The organism is Actinomycetospora sp. NBRC 106375 (assembly GCF_030269665.1).
Classification (GTDB): domain Bacteria; phylum Actinomycetota; class Actinomycetes; order Mycobacteriales; family Pseudonocardiaceae; genus Actinomycetospora.
In genome coordinates this window covers 271,765-287,770 of sequence record NZ_BSTS01000001.1, presented here as the reverse complement: position 1 = coordinate 287,770, position 16,006 = coordinate 271,765, and the positions used below count along the sequence as shown (strand labels likewise).

At 74.5% G+C, this 16,006-nt stretch carries 17 protein-coding genes; 13 read left to right on the top strand and 4 right to left on the bottom strand.

Annotation, left to right across the window (positions count from 1 at the left end; translation table 11 throughout):
• Positions 1–4 precede the first annotated feature (4 nt).
• The 7 genes from QSK03_RS01415 (at position 5) to QSK03_RS01385 (ending at position 7,617) form a co-directional block, all read left to right on the top strand.
• Entirely contained in the window at positions 5–1,303 is a 1,299-nt protein-coding gene (locus QSK03_RS01415) for a bifunctional 3,4-dihydroxy-2-butanone-4-phosphate synthase/GTP cyclohydrolase II (RefSeq protein WP_285648170.1), read from the top strand.
• Positions 1,300–1,773 (top strand): 6,7-dimethyl-8-ribityllumazine synthase, encoded by a 474-nt coding sequence (gene ribH, locus QSK03_RS01410; protein ID WP_285648169.1) that lies wholly within the window; start codon positions 1,300–1,302, stop codon positions 1,771–1,773. The genes QSK03_RS01415 and ribH overlap by 4 nt, the downstream gene beginning before the upstream one ends.
• A complete protein-coding gene (locus tag QSK03_RS01405; protein ID WP_285648168.1) occupies positions 1,770–2,249 on the top strand; it encodes a PH domain-containing protein in 480 nt (159 codons plus the stop codon). Before ribH ends, QSK03_RS01405 begins: the two co-directional genes overlap by 4 nt.
• Positions 2,249–3,256, top strand: coding sequence for a quinone-dependent dihydroorotate dehydrogenase (locus tag QSK03_RS01400; protein ID WP_285648167.1), 1,008 nt, complete (start codon positions 2,249–2,251; stop codon positions 3,254–3,256). The genes QSK03_RS01405 and QSK03_RS01400 overlap by 1 nt, the downstream gene beginning before the upstream one ends.
• 36 nt (positions 3,257–3,292) lie before the next feature.
• Complete coding sequence (locus QSK03_RS01395; RefSeq protein WP_285648166.1) at positions 3,293–3,985, top strand: HAD family hydrolase; 693 nt, start codon at positions 3,293–3,295, stop codon at positions 3,983–3,985.
• Between the two features lie 122 nt (positions 3,986–4,107).
• The gene (locus tag QSK03_RS01390) at positions 4,108–4,548 is read left to right on the top strand and encodes a Rieske (2Fe-2S) protein (RefSeq protein ID WP_285648165.1); all 441 of its coding nucleotides are present in this window, start codon (positions 4,108–4,110) and stop codon (positions 4,546–4,548) included.
• 6 nt (positions 4,549–4,554) lie between these two features.
• Positions 4,555–7,617, top strand: a complete 3,063-nt coding sequence (locus QSK03_RS01385; protein ID WP_285648164.1) for a DEAD/DEAH box helicase — start codon at positions 4,555–4,557, stop codon at positions 7,615–7,617.
• A gap of 15 nt (positions 7,618–7,632) precedes the next feature.
• Here QSK03_RS01385 and QSK03_RS01380 read toward each other — a convergent pair whose 3' ends face one another.
• The 3 genes from QSK03_RS01380 to QSK03_RS01370 are packed head-to-tail and all read right to left on the bottom strand — an operon-like array spanning position 7,633 to position 9,756.
• Entirely contained in the window at positions 7,633–8,826 is a 1,194-nt protein-coding gene (locus QSK03_RS01380) for an RNA polymerase sigma factor (RefSeq protein ID WP_285648163.1), read from the bottom strand.
• 2 nt (positions 8,827–8,828) lie between these two features.
• Positions 8,829–9,167, bottom strand: a complete 339-nt coding sequence (locus QSK03_RS01375) for a YciI family protein (RefSeq protein WP_285648162.1) — start codon at positions 9,165–9,167, stop codon at positions 8,829–8,831.
• 10 nt (positions 9,168–9,177) lie between these two features.
• Positions 9,178–9,756: a dihydrofolate reductase family protein gene (locus QSK03_RS01370; protein ID WP_285648161.1), complete on the bottom strand. Its 579-nt coding sequence runs from the start codon at positions 9,754–9,756 to the stop codon at positions 9,178–9,180.
• A 97-nt stretch (positions 9,757–9,853) separates the two neighbouring features.
• On the opposite strand from QSK03_RS01370, the gene QSK03_RS01365 reads away from it, so the two are divergent.
• From QSK03_RS01365 to QSK03_RS01355, 3 genes are all read left to right on the top strand, one after another.
• Positions 9,854–10,672, top strand: a complete 819-nt coding sequence (locus tag QSK03_RS01365; RefSeq protein ID WP_285648160.1) for an SWIM zinc finger family protein — start codon at positions 9,854–9,856, stop codon at positions 10,670–10,672.
• A 9-nt stretch (positions 10,673–10,681) separates the two neighbouring features.
• On the top strand, positions 10,682–11,413 hold the full coding sequence (locus QSK03_RS01360) for a PIG-L deacetylase family protein (RefSeq protein ID WP_285648159.1): 732 nt from the start codon (positions 10,682–10,684) through the stop codon (positions 11,411–11,413).
• 201 nt (positions 11,414–11,614) lie between these two features.
• A complete protein-coding gene (locus QSK03_RS01355) occupies positions 11,615–11,914 on the top strand; it encodes a hypothetical protein (RefSeq protein ID WP_285648158.1) in 300 nt (99 codons plus the stop codon).
• Positions 11,915–12,084: 170 nt separating this feature from the next.
• Here the strand turns inward: QSK03_RS01355 and QSK03_RS01350 are convergent, their stop codons facing one another.
• Positions 12,085–12,675: a TetR/AcrR family transcriptional regulator gene (locus QSK03_RS01350; protein ID WP_285648157.1), complete on the bottom strand. Its 591-nt coding sequence runs from the start codon at positions 12,673–12,675 to the stop codon at positions 12,085–12,087.
• Positions 12,676–12,809: 134 nt separating this feature from the next.
• On the opposite strand from QSK03_RS01350, the gene QSK03_RS01345 reads away from it, so the two are divergent.
• Genes QSK03_RS01345 through QSK03_RS01335 form a run of 3 tightly spaced genes read left to right on the top strand, consistent with a single transcriptional unit; the run spans position 12,810 to position 15,917 of the window.
• Positions 12,810–13,754, top strand: coding sequence for a fumarylacetoacetate hydrolase family protein (locus QSK03_RS01345; protein ID WP_285648156.1), 945 nt, complete (start codon positions 12,810–12,812; stop codon positions 13,752–13,754).
• 27 nt (positions 13,755–13,781) lie between these two features.
• Positions 13,782–14,756, top strand: coding sequence for an MBL fold metallo-hydrolase (locus QSK03_RS01340; protein ID WP_285648155.1), 975 nt, complete (start codon positions 13,782–13,784; stop codon positions 14,754–14,756).
• Between the two features lie 18 nt (positions 14,757–14,774).
• The gene (locus QSK03_RS01335) at positions 14,775–15,917 is read left to right on the top strand and encodes a cobalamin-independent methionine synthase II family protein (protein WP_285648154.1); all 1,143 of its coding nucleotides are present in this window, start codon (positions 14,775–14,777) and stop codon (positions 15,915–15,917) included.
• Positions 15,918–16,006: the final 89 nt, after the last annotated feature.

Below are 16,006 nucleotides of genomic sequence, written 5' to 3'. Positions count from 1 at the left end.
GCGCGTGGACGGCTTCGAGCACATCGAGCGGGCGATCGCCGACATCGCGGCGGGCAAAGCCGTGGTCGTCGTCGACGACGAGGACCGCGAGAACGAGGGCGACCTCGTCTTCGCCGCGGAGCACGCCACGCCGGAGCTCGTGTCGTTCATGGTGCGCTACACGTCGGGCTACATCTGCGTCCCGCTGACGGGCGAGGCCTGCGAGCGTCTCGACCTCCCGCCCGCCCACTCGATCAACCAGGACCGGCACGGCACCGCCTACACGGTGTCGGTCGACGCCCGCGAGGGCATCGGCACCGGCATCTCCGGCACCGACCGGGCGCACACGATCCGGGTGCTGGCGAACCCGGAGTCCGGTCCCACCGACCTCGCGCGACCCGGGCACGTCGTGCCGCTGCGGGCCCGCGACGGGGGCGTGCTGCGCCGTCCCGGGCACACCGAGGCCGCGGTCGACCTCGCCCGCCTCGCCGGGCTGGCCCCGGCCGGCGCCATCTGCGAGATCGTGTCGCAGAAGGACGACGGTGACATGGCCCGGTTCGAGGAGCTCCAGATCTTCGCCGACGAGCACGAGCTCTCGCTGATCACGATCAAGGACCTCATCGCGTACCGGCGCCGCTCGGAGAAGCAGGTCGTCCAGGTCGCGCACGCGAACATCCCGACCGACCACGGCACGTTCGTCGCCTACGGCTACGACTCGCTGCTCGACGGCATCGAGCACGTCGCCCTGGTGCACGGCGACCTGGGCGACGGCGAGGACGTGCTGGTCCGCGTCCACTCCGAGTGCCTCACCGGCGATGTCCTGCGCTCGCGGCGCTGCGACTGCGGCCCCCAGCTCGACGCCGCGATGGCCGCGGTCGTCGCCGAGGGCCGGGGCGTGGTGCTCTACGTCCGCGGCCACGAGGGACGCGGCATCGGGCTGATCCACAAGCTGCAGGCCTATCAGCTGCAGGACGCCGGGGCGGACACCGTCGACGCCAACCTCGCGCTCGGCATGCCCGCCGACGCCCGCGACTACGGCACCGGTGCGCAGATCCTCGCCGACCTCGGCATCAAGTCGATGCGCCTGCTCACCAACAACCCCGAGAAGCGGGCCGGGCTCGAGGGATACGGGCTCGAGATCCTCGGCCGCGTGTCCCTGCCCGCCCGCGCGACGCCCGAGAACCTGCGCTACCTGCGCACCAAGCGTGACCGCATGGGCCACGACCTGGAGGGCCTCGACGCCGAGGGCGACGGCGTCGTGGCGCAGCCGGCGTCCGACGGTTCGGAGTCCAGCAGGCCCGCCGTGGGCGGGACCCGGGCATGAGCGGCACGGGCCGCCCGGACGCGACGGTCCCGGACGCGGCCGGCCTGCGGCTGGGCGTCGCCGTGACGCGGTGGAACTCCGAGATCACCGACGTCCTGCTCGAGCGCGCCCTCGACGCCGCCGCGAAGGCCGGAGTCGAGCACCCGACGGTCGTGCGCGTCGCGGGCGCGATGGAGCTGCCGGTCGTGTGCCAGGCCCTGGCCGACGGCCACGACGCGGTCGTCGGGCTCGGCGTCGTCGTCCGGGGATCGACGCCGCACTTCGACTACGTGTGCGACACCGTCACCCACGGGCTGCTCCGGGTCGGGCTCGACGCCCGCACGCCGGTCGGCAACGGCGTGCTGACGGTCAACGAGGAGGCCCAGGCCTGGGAGCGCGCCGGCACCCCGACGTCCACCGAGGACAAGGGCTTCGAGGCGACCGTGGCGGCGCTGGACGCGGCCCTGACCCTGCGATCCCTGGGCCGATGACCGGCCCCGTCGTCCCGCCAGAGTCCCTCGACCTCGGCGAGATCGAGCTCGAGGTCCGCCCGGTGCGCATCCGCTGGGTGGCGTGGATCGTCGCGATCTTCCTGTTCGCGTTCTTCGGCACCGGTGCGCTGCTGGTCTACGTCGGGTCGTCGGGGTTCGTCTTCCGGCCGGCGGACCAGGTCGCGATGGTGGTGCTCGGCGCGCTGCTGGCCGCCGGGGCGCTGCTGTTCGCCCGGCCGCGGCTGCGCGCCGGGCCCGGCGGGGTCGAGGTGCGGGCGGCGATCCTGACCCGCCGCGTGCCGTGGTCGGAGATCGTCGCCGTGAGCTTCCCCGACGGCACCCAGTTCGCCCGCCTGGACCTGCCCGACGACGAGTACCTGACGATCTCGGCGTTGCAGGCCGTCGACCGCGGCCACGCGGCACGGGGTGTCTCGGCCCTGCGGCGCCTGCACGCGCAGTACCGTCCCCGAGGCTGATGAACCCCTACGACCTGCTCTTCCGCCACGTCGCGACCCGGGTGCCGGCGGAGCTGACCCACCGCGTGGGCGTCACCGCCCTGCGTGCGGCGACCCCGCTGCTGCCCGCCGACGGGGCGTCGGTCGGGGCCGCCGAGCCCGTGGAGGCCATGGGTCTGCGGTTCGCGAACCCGCTGGGCGTCGCCGCCGGCTACGACAAGGACGCCGAGGGCGTGCGGGGCCTCGCACGACTGGGCTTCGGGGCGGTCGAGGTCGGCACGGTCACCGCTCGCCCGCAGCCCGGCAACCCGCGCCCGCGGCTGTTCCGGCTGCCCGCCGACCGGGCGCTGGTCAACCGGATGGGCTTCAACAACGCCGGCGCCGACGTCGTGGCCGCCCGGCTCGCGGCGCTGCGCGGCGGCCGCGGCGCCGGCACCGTCGTCGGGGTCAACATCGGGCGCTCGAAGACCGCCGCCGACGCCGTCGCCGACTACCGCTACTCGGCGCGCGTGCTCGGCCCGTACGCCGACTACGTCGTGGTCAACGTCAGCTCTCCGAACACCCCGGGGCTGCGTGACCTGCAGGGCGTCGACGCGCTGGAGCCGCTGCTCGCCGCGGTGCGGGAGGAGATCGGCGCCACCCCGCTGCTCGTGAAGATCACCGCCGACCTCGACGACGAGGGCATCGACGCGGTCGCCGACCTCGCGGTCGCCCAGGGCCTCGACGGGATCGTCGCCACGAACACCACGATCGCCCGCACCGGCCTGGCCTCGCCGGCCGAGCAGGTCGCCGCCACCGGCGCCGGGGGGCTCTCCGGGGCGCCGCTCGTGGGCCCGGCGCGGGCGGTGCTCGCGCGGCTGCGGGACCGCGTGGGCGAGCGGCTGACCCTCGTCTCGGTCGGCGGGATCGACTCGGGCGCCGAGGCCCGCGCCCGCCTGGACGCCGGCGCGACCCTGGTACAGGCCTACACCGGCTTCGTCTACGGCGGCCCGGCGTGGCCCCGGCAGGTGCTCCGCGACCTCACGTGAGTGACATTCACGGTGATGGCCGGGAACATCGCTCACATGGTCGCTCCGGAACGCCGCCCGCAGGTCGTGCTGTTCGACCTCTTCGAGACGTGCCTGCAGCTGGAGGGCCTGCGCCCGCGGATCGAGGCGCTCGGGCGTCCCGGGCACGAGCTGGAGCTGTTCTTCGCCCGGCTGCTGCACCAGGGCATGGCGATGACGCTCGCGGGCGAGGCCCCGCCGTTCGCGGTGGTCGCCGCCGACATGCTGCGCCGCACCTGCGGCCGTGACCTCACCGACGAGCAGGTCGCCTCCGTGCTCGACGGGTTCCGGGCGCTGCCCGTGCACCCCGACGTCGCCCCGGCACTGCGCCGTCTCGCGGAGGCCGGGGTGCCCGCGTACGGGTTCACCCACGGCAGTGCGGAGGTCGCGGGCGCGGCCCTGGAGGCCGGCGGGGTCCGCGGCCTGCTCAGCGACGTCATGTCGTGCGCCGAGCTGAAGATGTTCAAGCCGCCGCCCGCCGTGTACCACTGGGCCTGCGACCGGATCGCGACGCCGCCCGCCCGCACCGCACTCGTCGCCGTGCACTCCTGGGACGTGCACGGCGCCGTCTCGGCGGGCCTGGTCGGCGGGTTCTGCGAGCGTCTCGAGGGCCGGATCCCGGACGCCGTCGCCCGCCCCCACGTCACCGGCCCGGCGCTCGACGACGTCGTCGAGGGCCTCCTCGCTCTCCCCGCGGAGCCCACGCCCTGACCTACGTGAGCGAACTCCGGTGCTATAGCACCGGAGTTCGCTCACATGGGGCCTCACCGGCCGGTGTCGGGGGGCGCGGGCAGACTGGGGTGGACCACCACGTCGTCTCTCGCGGAGGTTCCGTGCCACCCACCGCTCCCTCCCGCCGTACGGTCCTCTGCGGGGTCGCGGCCGCGCTCGCCGCGCCGGGCGCCCTCGCTGCGTGCTCGTCGTCCGAGCCCGGCGAGTACGAGCCAGGCGCCACCACCACGACGTCCGCACCCGCGGGACCGTCCGGCGGCACACCGCTGGCGGAGATCCCGGTCGGCGGCGGCACGATCGTGCGTTCCGGCAACCGGTCGGTCCTCCTCGTGCAGCCCACGGCCGGGACGGTCCGCGGGTTCGACGCGAAGTGCCCCCACGCGGGCACCACCGTCGACCCGCCGCAGGGCGGCGTCATCACCTGCCCCAACCACTTCAGCCAGTTCGACGCCGCCACCGGCGCCCTGCGGAAGGGCCCCGCCGACCGCGGGCTCACCGAGGTGCCCGTCAGCGTCACGAACGGCACCGTCCAGGTGTCCTGAGCACCCGTGCTCGCGCTCCACGCCCTCTGGTCACCCGGCCGCGGCGTCTGCTTGTGGGCCGAGGACACCGAGCTCCCGGCCCGCAGCAGCAGCCGCGCCCGCCGGGGTGCCCGTCCGCACCCGTTCGCGGTGCCGGCCGAGCGCCTGGCCCGGGTGTGGGGCACGAGCACGCCCACGGCGGGCGCCGCGGTGCTCGCGCTGCCCTCGCACGCCGACGGGCCCCGGGACTCCGACGCGCTCGACCGCGGGGAGCACGGCCCCGACGGCGGCGACCCCGTCCTCGCCGACTGGACCGTCCCCGTCCTCGAGCTCGCCCCCGGCGCCGCGCCGCCCCCCGCGCCGCCGGGGACCTCGGTCAGCGCCTCCGTCGAGCACCTCCGCGCCGTCGACGCCCTCGCCGCCGACCTCGTCCGCCGCGGCCGGGTACTGCCCGCCCCCGACGAGGACGGGCCCGGCCTGGTGTGGCGGCCCGTGCTCCAGGGCCCCGACCTCGTCGCCGCCGACACGCTCGCCGCCGCGCTGCCGCCGGTGGTGCGGTGCGAGCGGGTGCCCGGCGAGGAGATGCCCTCGGCCACGGCGGTCGTCGAGGCCGCGCTGGGCGCCGCGGTCGACGCCGGTGCCCGCACGCGGCTGACGGGGTCGCCCGAGCTCGCGGCCGCGCCGGACTGGGCGCACGCCCTCGGTGACGAACCGGTCCTCGGCGAGACGGGCCCGCCCGCCGACCTCGCCGCCGGCCTGCGCCGATGGGCGGTCGTCGGGGCCCCGCACGCCGGGCCCGCGCGGGCGTGCTTCCGCCTCGACGAGGTGGTCGCCGACGAGTTCCACCACGCGCTCGACGATCCCGAGCCGGTCTTCCGGCTGACGTTCGCCGTGCAGTCCGCCCAGGACCCCAGCCTCACCGTCGACGCCGCGACGGTCTGGCGCGACCCCACCGCCCTGCGCCGCTGGCTCGACGACCCCGCCGAGCTGCTGCTCGGCGAGCTCGGCCGCGCCGCCCGCGTCTACCCCGAGATCGGCGACGCCCTGCGCGTCCCACGCCCGAGCGGCCTGGACCTCGACCTCGAGGGCACTCACCACTTCCTCGCCCACGTCGCGGCCGACCTCGACCGCGCGGGCTTCGGCGTGCTCCTGCCGTCGGGCTGGCACGGCGGGCCGGCGCGCCTGGGCCTCGTCGGCTCCGGCGGGCAGCGCCAGGGACCCGAGGGCGTGGTCGACACCGGCGCCAAGATCCGCCGCGACGACCTCGTCGACTTCTCCTGGCGTCTCGCGGTCGACGGGGAGACGCTCAGCGACGACGAGATGGACGCGCTCGTGCGCGCCAAGGCCCCGCTGGTGCGCCTGCGCGGGCGGTGGGTGGCCGTCGACCCGGACCGGCTGCGCGACGGTCTCGCCTTCCTCGACGCCCGACGCGACCGGCCGAGCGTCGGCGACGTCCTGCACCTCGCCGTCACCCACCCCGACGACGTGCCCGCGCCCCTGCCGGTGGAGGAGCTGCGCCTCGACGGCGAGCTGGGCGACCTGCTGGCCGGCGGCAGCACCCTCGAGCCCCTCGACACCCCGGCCGGGGTCGCCGCGACCCTGCGGCCCTACCAGCGGCGCGGCCTGTCGTGGCTGGCGTTCCTCGCCCAGCTGCGGCTCGGGGGCGTGCTCGCCGACGACATGGGTCTGGGGAAGACGCTGCAGGTCCTGGCGCTCGAGTCGCACGAACGGGCCGAGGAGCAGCGCGGGCCGACCCTGCTCGTCTGCCCCACCTCGGTCGTGTCGACCTGGCGTCGCGAGGCCGCACGGTTCGTCCCCGACCTGCGCGTCGCGGTGCACCACGGGGCCGCGCGCTCCGACCCCGCGGCGGCCGCCCGGCAGGCCGACCTCGTCGTCACCTCCTACGGCACCCTCGTCCGCGACAGCGACGCGCTGGCGGACATCGCCTGGCACCGCGTCGTGCTCGACGAGGCCCAGATGGTCAAGAACAACCGGTCGCGGGGCGCGAAGGCGGTCCGGCGCCTCGACGCCGAGCACCGCCTCGCGCTCACCGGGACCCCGGTCGAGAACCGGCTCGCCGAGCTCTGGTCGATCATGGACGCGGTCAACCCCGGTCTGCTGGGCTCGGCGACGGCCTTCCGCGAGCGCTACGCGGTCCCCGTCGAGCGCCACGGCCGCACCGATGTCGCCGAGGACCTCCGCCGCCGTACCCGCCCCTTCCTGCTCCGGCGGCTCAAGACCGACCCCACGGTCGTCGACGACCTGCCCGAGAAGATCGAGACTGTCGAGCGCTGCGGGCTCACCAGCGAGCAGGCCTCGCTGTACCGCACGGTCGTCGACCAGATGCTCGACCGCATCGACGACGTGAAGCCGGGGATGGAGCGGCGCGGGCGGGTGCTCGCGGCCATGACCAAGCTCAAGCAGGTCTGCGACCACCCCGCCCTGCTCCTGCACGACGGATCCCCGATCGGGCGGCGCTCGGGCAAGATCGGGCGGCTCGAGGAGATCCTCGCCGAGGTGCTCGCCGCGGGGGACCGGGCGCTGCTGTTCACCCAGTTCGCCGCGTTCGGCGACATGCTGGCTCCGCACCTCGGGGCCCGTTTCGACACCGAGGTCGCCTGGCTGCACGGCGGGGTCTCCCGGAAGGCCCGCGACACGATGGTCGAGCGGTTCCAGTCCGGCGACGGCCCCTCGCTCTTCCTGCTCTCTCTGCGCGCCGGCGGCACCGGCATCACGCTCACCGCGGCGCAGCACGTGGTGCACCTCGACCGGTGGTGGAACCCGGCCGTCGAGGACCAGGCCACCGACCGCGCGTTCCGCATCGGGCAGCGGCGCACGGTGGGGGTCCGCAAGCTCGTCTGCGCGGGCACGCTCGAGGAGCGCATCGACGACCTCGTCAACGACAAGCGCGCGCTCGCCGACCTCGCGGTCCGCGACGGCGAGGACTGGCTCACCGACCTCTCCACCGACGACCTCGCGCGCGTCCTGCGGCTCGACGACGAGGCCGGGACCGACGCCGACGACGGCCCCGACGACGGCCCCGACGACGGCCCCGACGAGCTTGCCGACGACCCCGACGAGGCCGACTGAGTCAGCTCGACCGAGTCACTCCGACGGATCGAGCCCGGCGCGCCGGCGAGCGAGGAAGCGGCGCTCGGCCGCGGTGGTGGCGAGCCCGATCGCACGGTCGTAGGCGGCGCGGGCGGCCGTCGTGTCGCGGAGCCGGCGCAGCAGCTCGGCGCGGGTGGAATGCCGGTACCGGTAGTCGCCGAGGATCTCGAGGTCGTCGACGATCCGCAGCGCCCGAGCCGGCCCGTCGACCTCGGCGACGGCCACGGCGCGGTTGAGCGCGACGACGGGTGAGCGGGTGAGGCGGAGCAGCCGGTCGTAGAGCGCGACCACGGCCGGCCAGTCGACCGGGTCCTCGGTCTGCCGCGCCGCGACGGCGGCCTGGATCGCGTACGGCCCGTCGCCCCCGGCGCGCTCGGCCCGCGCGAGCAGGGCACGCCCCTCGGCCAGCGCGTCGGGGTCCCAGCGGCGGCGGTCCTGCTCGGCGAGCGGGACCAGTTCCCCGTCGAGGTGGCGGGCGGCCCGGCGCGAGTCGTGGAGCAGCATCAGCGCCAGCAGCGCCAGGACCTCCGGCTCCTCGGGGAGCAGGTCGGCCAGCACACGGCCCAGGCGGATCGCCTCGGCGGCCATGTCGACGCGACCGTCGCCGTAACCCTGGTTGAACACGAGGTAGATCACGGCGAGCACCGGGGCCAGGCGCCCCGCCAGCCGCGGTCGGTCCGGGACGGCGAACGGGATGCCCGCTTCACGGATCTTCGTCCGGGCCCGGGTGAGGCGCCGCTTCATCGTCTCCTCGGACGTGAGGAACGCCCGGGCGATCTCCGGGGTCTCCAGACCGCCGAGGGACCGCAGGGTGAGGGCCACCTGCGCCTCCGGGGCCAGGGCCGGGTGGCAGCAGAGGAAGAGCAGCTCGAGGCGCTCGTCGGGGACGGCCGCGTCGGTACCGGGCACGGGGACGTCCTCCTCGGGACGGAGCCGGTCGAGCCGGCGCAGCTTGTCGGCCAGCACGCGGTCGCGCCGGAGACGGTCGAGCGCCCGCCGCCGTCCGGCGGTCACGAGCCACGCCCGCGGGTGCTCGGGCGGACCGTCGACCGGCCACCGCCGGGCGGCGACCGCGAACGCCTCACCCGCGGCGTCCTCGGCCAGGTCGACGTCGCCGCAGAAGCTCACGAGCGCCGCGAGCACCCGCGCCCACTCCGACCGGAACACGTCCTCCAGCGCCGGAGCCACGGCTACGGTGCCGCGACGGGGCGGATCTCCACGGACCCGCCGAGACGGACCGCGGGAATGCGCCCGGCCAGCTCGAGGGCCGCGTCGAGATCGGGGGCCTCGACGAGGTAGTAGCCCCCGAACACCTCCTTGGTGTCCGCGAACGGGCCGTCAGTGATCAACAGCTCGTCATGGCCCCACCGGACGGTCGTGGCCGTCTCGGCGGGCCCCAGTCGCGCCCCGTCGACCACGCGCGGGTCCTGCCGCAGGGCGGTGTACGCCTCGGTGATCCCGGCCCGCTCGGCGGCGTCGAGCCCGTCGTAGGACCCCGGACGTTCGTTGATCAGCAGGGCGTAGCGCATCCGGGGCTCCTCACGCGGCGGCACGGGCGGCGGGACGGCGGGCGTGGACCTGGCGGACGATGCCGTGTCCGGCGTCCTCGAGCGAGGTCAGCTCGACGTCGATCTGCGGGCCGGCGTCGAACAGGCGGCGCCCGTACCCGAGCACGACCGGGAACACGAGCAGGCGGAACTCGTCGACGAGGTCCGCCGCGACGAGGGCGTCGACGACCGTCCCGCTGCCCGTCACGATCACGTCCTGCCGCTCGCGGCGCCGGGCCACCTCGGTGACGAGGTCGCCGGCCAGCAGGGTGGAGTGCGGCCAGGCGCCGACGTCGGTCAGCGAGCGGGAGACAACGAGCTTCTCCATGGCGTTGAGCCGGCGGGAGAAGGGGTCGTCGCGGTGGGGGAAGATCCGCGAGAACAGCTCCCAGGTCGAGCGCCCGAGCAGTTTGACGCCGGTGTCGAGGGTCGCGCCCAGACGGAACTTGTCGCCGGCGACGGCCTCGGGGTGGCGGAACGCCCAGCCACCGTGCGGCGTGCCGGCCGAACCGTCCGGGTCCTCCGTCCGGCCGTCCAGGGTGACGAACTGTGCGACGACGACCTTGCCCATGATGTCCTCCTCCGTGGTATCGACGGGGAAGAGACGAACGGCGGCGGACCCGGGGGACAGGGAGCTTCTGTGAAGCAGGTCACACATGGTGCGTGAGATGCGCTCGGGCCCCCGCTTCTCGGAGAAGTTCGAGGAGTTCGGCAAGCGCAAGCCCGTCGAGGACGGTGTCGTCGCCCGCAGCCGCCGCGGGGCGATCGGCGAGTCGTGGTGGTCGGGCCGCTTCCTGGCCGTGCTGACGCAGCTCGGCGTCGGTGGACGCCTCGACCGCGGCAAGACCTACGCCCGCGCGGGACAGGTCGTCGACCTCGCCATCGAGCCCGGCGCCATCACCGCGACCGTGCAGGGCAGCCGCGACGAGCCCTACCGCGCCCGCATCGGGCTGCGGCCGTTCGCCGACGAGGCCTGGGACGCCGTGCTCGACGCCCTGGCCGCCGACTCGTGGTTCGCCGCGGCGCTGCTCGCGGGCGAGGTGCCCGACGACCTCGAGGACCTCCTCGGGCGCGTCGGCCTGTCGCTGTTCCCGCAGGGGTCGGGCGAGCTGCCGATGGACTGCTCGTGCCCCGACTGGTCGGTGCCCTGCAAGCACCTCGCCGCCGTGGCGTACCTGGCCGCCGAGGAGTTCGACGTCGACCCGTTCGCGCTGCTGCGCTGGCGCGGCCGCGACCGCGCGACGCTGCTGGCCGCGCTGCGCGACCGCCGCGATGCCGGCGCCGGCTCGCCGACCGCGCTCGAGGACCTGCTCGACCGCTTCCACCGCCCCGGCGTGCCGGTCCCGGACCCGCCGACGCGGGACGCCCGCTCGTCCCCGGCCGACGCCCTGCTCGACGACCTGCCGCCCCTGCGGCTGGGGGGCGAGGACGTCCGCGAGGTGCTGCGCCCGCTCTACGCGCGGCTGGCCGACGGTCCGCCGGAGTAAGTTGACCAGGTGGCGGAAGAGCAGTCCGACGGCGCGACCCTGACGATCCTGATCATGGTCGCGCACCCCGACGACATCGACTTCGGCAACGGCGGCTCGGTGGCCACCTGGACCTCGGAGGGCCACCGTGTCGTGTACTGCCTCATCACCGACGGCGACGCCGGCGGGTTCGACGAGGAGGTCAGCCGCACCGACATGGCGACGATCCGCCGCGAGGAGCAGCGGGCCGCGGCCGCGATCCTCGGGGTGGACGAGCTGCACTTCCTCGGCTGGCCCGACGGGCGGCTCTACGTCACCCACGAGCTGCGCCGCGATCTCGCCCGCGTCATCCGGCAGGTCAAGCCGGACCGGATCGTGACGCAGTCGCCGACGCGCAACGTGCGGTCGATGTACGGCAGCCACCCCGACCACACCGCCGCCGGCGAGGCCGTGATGTGCGCGGTCTACCCGGACGCGCGTAACCCGTTCGCCCACCCCGAGCTCCTCGCCGACGAGGGTCTCGAGGCCCACACCGTCGCCGAGGTGTGGATCAGCCAGATGGGTGAGGGCGCTGACCTCTACGTCGACACGACCGACGCCTACGAGCGCAAGGTCGAGGCCCTCCGCGCCCACAAGAGCCAGACCGCGCACATGGACGATCTCGCAGGCCGGATGTGGGCCTGGGGCCGCTCCCAGGCCAAGTCCGCCGACTTCGGGCCGGAGCGCCTGGCCGAGGGCTACCTGGTCCTCGACACCCGGTAGGACTCATTCGTGCGGGTGAGCGTGGCCACCAGGTGACTCACGCAACGCTGCCGAGGGTTTACTCGCCGTGCCCGGGTACCGATCCTGGAAAGCGTCAGATGGGGACGACGACGCCCCCGGCGCCGGCCGGGTCCGTCACGCTCGACTCCGAGGGCGGACGTCCCGCCGCCGGCGCGCTCCCCGGCGCGAAGGAGAACCCCCATGAGCGACATCCCGTGGCTCGGCAACCGTGTCCAGATCCAGGAGATCGAGGGCACGGATCTGACCTACGTGCAGTGGCGCCGGCCCTGGCACGGCTCCCTGCGCGGCTTCCTGGTCGTGAGCTCCGAGGAGCGCGCGCTCGTCGAGCAGGCGATCGCGGACGCCGAGGCCGGCCGGCGCGAGCACCCGCGGCTCGACGCCGCGGGCCGGCCGACCGACCTCGAGACCTTCCTCGCCGACGTCCTCGGCCGCCGTCCCGGCGATCCCGCTGAGCCGATCGACGTCACCCCCTCCGGCTGACGTCTCGACCCCGACCACGGCCCGCGAGCTCCCGGCTCGCGGGCCGTCGTCGTCTCCGGACCCGACGCTGGATCGCGGCGATGTGCGACCAGCTCCACCAGGGGGCGAGCGACCTGGCGGTGGAGCGGGCGGGTCGCGAGGCGTTGGCCCGGCGCTGACCGCGCCCGCGCCTACTCCGCCAACGCCCCGGACAGCACGGTGTCGAGGATCGCGGAGAGCTCGGCGTCGAGCGCGAACGGCGCCGGCTCGAGGTGGATCCACCGCACGACGGCGGAGTAGTAGCCGAGCGCCAGGAGCCGGCCGACCTGCGCCGGGTCGGTCGAGGGCCGCAGGCGGGCGCCGCTCGCGAGCACGAGGTCGGCCAGGTCACCGGCGAGGACGTGGCCGAGGAAGACGTCGCTGTTGTTGAGCGACAGCCGCATCATCGCCGTGGTCTCGGCGCGCATCTCGGCGTTCACCTCCGCCAGCGCGGCGAAGTAGCGACCCAGCAGCTCGCGCAGGGACCGCCCCGCCGGGTCGGTCTCGCCGAGTGCCCGGGCGGCGCGCTGGCGTCGCCGCAGGGCCCACTCCTCGAGGAAGAGCGCCTTGCGGGAGAAGTGGTTGAACACCGTGGTGCGCGCGAGCCCGGCGCGCGCCGCGATGTCGTCCATCGAGGTCTCGTCGAACCCCTGCTCGACGAAGAGCTCGATCGCCGCGGCGTAGACGCGGTCGCGGCGCTCGAGGCGCTTGCGGGTCCGCGCGGCGATCTCGACCGTCTCCATCGCCGTCAGTAGAGCACACGACGATCACGAACCTGTACTCCAGTATTGATTCACGTCACACCCGAGCGCTAGGTTCCCGACGTCGAACCTGTACCCGAGTACGGATTCGGATCACGACGGTGTGGAGGTGGCTCGTGCGCTGGGTGACCTACGACGGGGGTTCCGGTCCACGGGCCGGGCTCCGGGAGGACGACACGGTCCGGGGGCTCGCCGCGGGCGTGACGGTCCTGTCCCTGCTCGGTGACGACGGCGAGCGGCTCGCCGCGGCGGCGGAGACGGCGCGGCACGACCCGGCCGAGGTCCGCCCGATCGACGAGGTGCGACTGCTCGCCCCGATCCCGACGCCGCCGTCGATCCGCGACGGGCTGTCGTTCCTCGACCACCTCCGCGGCTGCTACCGCGCGCTCGGGCGGCCGCCGGAGCTGCACCCGGCGTGGTCCCAGGCGCCCGCGTTCTACTTCGGCAACCCGGCGGCGGTGGTCGGGCCGTACGAGGACGTGGCGATCGCCCCGGGCTCGCGCATGTTCGACCTCGAGCTCGAGGTGGGGGCCGTCGTCGGCCGCGGCGGTCGCGACCTCGATCCGGAGACCGCCGGTGACCACATCATCGGCTTCACGTTCTTCAACGACTGGACCGCCCGCGACCACCAGATGCGCGACATGGCGCAGGGCATCGGCATGGGCAAGGCCAAGGACATGGCCATCACCCTCGGCCCCGCGCTGGTGACGGTCGACGAGCTCGCGCCCCACGTCACGCCGGACGGCTACTCCTTCGAGGTCGCGGCGACGGTCAACGGCCGCGAGATCGCGAAGGGCTCGCTCGCGGGCATGGACTGGACCTGGGGCGAACAGCTCGCCTACATGTCCCGCGGCACCGACCTGCGGCCCGGCGACGTCATCGGCTCGGGCACGGTGCCCGGCGGCTGCCTGCTCGAGCACGTCGACACCCCGGACCCGTTCGCGTGGACGGGCTGGCTCGCGCCCGGCGACGTGGTCGCGCTGTCGTCGCCGGCGCTCGGCGCGACCCGCCAGGTCGTGCGCGAGGCCCCGCCGATGATCCCCCTGCGCACCGGCTACTGACCCGCGAGCACCACCGAGAGGACCCGCATGAGCACGCTGGACTACCGCAAGGGGCTCCACGACCTCGGGCAGGGCTGCCACGCCTGGCTGCAGCCCGACGGGAGCTGGGGCTGGAGCAACGCCGGCCTGATCACCGGGTCCAGGACCTCGCTGCTGGTCGACACGCTGTTCGACCTCAAGCTGACCCGGGAGATGCTCGACGGCCTCCGGCCGGTCACCGACGCCCACCCGCTCGGGACCCTGGTCAACACCCACTCCGACCCGGACCACGTCAACGGCAACGAGCTCGTCAAGACCCGCGACGTCGAGATCCTCGCGTCCGCGGCGGCCGCCGAGCTGATGACGCAGGAGGCACTCGACACGGTCGCCAAGGTCAAGCACCTCGACGGCGTGCTCGGGGAGTTCGCCCGTCACATCTTCGGGCCGTTCGAGCTCGAGGGGATCACGGCGACGGGTCCGGACCGGACCTTCACCGGCGAGGACAGCGTCGACGTCGGCGGGCGCGAGGTGCGGCTGATCCAGGTCGGGCCCGCGCACACCCCGGGCGACGCGATCGTCCACGTGCCCGACGCCCGCCTGCTCTACGCCGGCGACATCCTCTTCGTCGGCGGCACCCCGATCGCCTGGGCCGGCCCCATCGACCGCTGGATCGCCGCGCTGGACCGGATCCTCGACATGGACGTCGATGTGATCGTCCCGGGCCACGGCCCGGTGAGCGGCAAGCCCGAGGTCTCCGTGATGCGGGAGTACCTCGCGTCGGTCGAGGCGCAGGCGGTCAGGCGTTTCGAGGACGGCCTCGACGTCGACGACGCCATCGCCTCGATCGAGCTCGGCAAGTTCGCCGACCTCCCCGAGCACGGCCGCCTCGCGCAGAACGTGCTCAACGTCTACCAGCAGCTCGACCCGTCCATCCCGCGCCCGGACCGGCTCACCGTGCTCACCAAGATCGCCGCACTCGAGGGCTTCACGCCCGCGCAGGCCGAGTCGTTCGTCAACCCCTGACAGAACAGGACCCTCGCCATGACCGTCCGCACCACCCACGTGGGCAGCCTGCCGCGTCCCGAGGCGCTGACCCGGCTGATGTACCTCCACCAGGAGGGGCGGGGTGACGCTGATTCCACTGTCGAGCTCGAGGCCGCCGTCACCGACGCCGTGCACGACGTGGTCGCCATGCAGCACGGCGCGGGGATCGACGTGGTCTCCGACGGCGAGATGGGCAAGCCCGGCTTCGTCAACTACGTCCGCGAGCGTCTCGACGGCTTCGGCGGCCAGGCCGGGGCGTGGAGCATCGACGACCTCGAGGCCGCGCCCGAGCTCGCGATCGCGCAGTACGGGGGCGAGGCCGGCGCGCACATCATGCCGGCGAACTGCGAGGGCCCCGTGAGCTACGTCGGCGCCGCGGCCGTCCAGCGCGACATCGACACCCTGAAGCTGGCCCTCGACAAGACGGGCCACACCGCCGACGGCGGCGCGTTCGTCCCGGCCGCGTCGCCGGGCTGCATCTCCACGTGCAGCCCGAACCTGCACTACCCGGACTACGACAGCTACCTCGACGCGCTCGCCGACGCGATGGCCCACGAGTACCGGGCGATCGTCGACGCGGGCCTGATCCTCCAGCTGGACTGTCCGGACATCCCGATGGCCGGCCACACCCGGTTCTGGTGCGGCGACGAGGTCGAACGGCGCGGGATCGTCGGGTTCGCCGAGCGCCACATGGCGGCGATCGACCGGGCCCTCGAGGGGATCGACCCGTCGCGGGTGCGGCTGCACCTGTGCTGGGGCAACTACGAGGGCCCGCACCACCTCGACGCCCCGCTCGCCGAGCTGCTCCCGCCCGTGCTGGCCGGCCGGCCGCAGACGATCTCGTTCGAGGCCGCCAACCCGCGCCACGAGCACGAGTGGGCCGACGTCGCCGAGATGACGATCCCCGGCGACAAGGTCCTGCTGCCCGGCGTGGTCGACACCCTGAACAACATCGTCGAGCACCCGCGCCTCATCGCGCAGCGCCTCGAGCGGTTCACCCGCGTCGTCGGCCCCGACCGCGTCATGGCCGGCACCGACTGCGGCTTCGGGACGTTCGTGGGGTTCGGCCGGGTCGGCCCGACGGTCGCGGAGATGAAGCTGCGCGCGATCGCGGAGGGCGCACGGCTGGTGGGGGCCTAACGCCTCGGCACGGCGCGGCGTGACGCCGACACGCCGGGACACGCCGCGCGACACGCCGATTCCACCCATCCGGGTGCACGCCGGGTCGC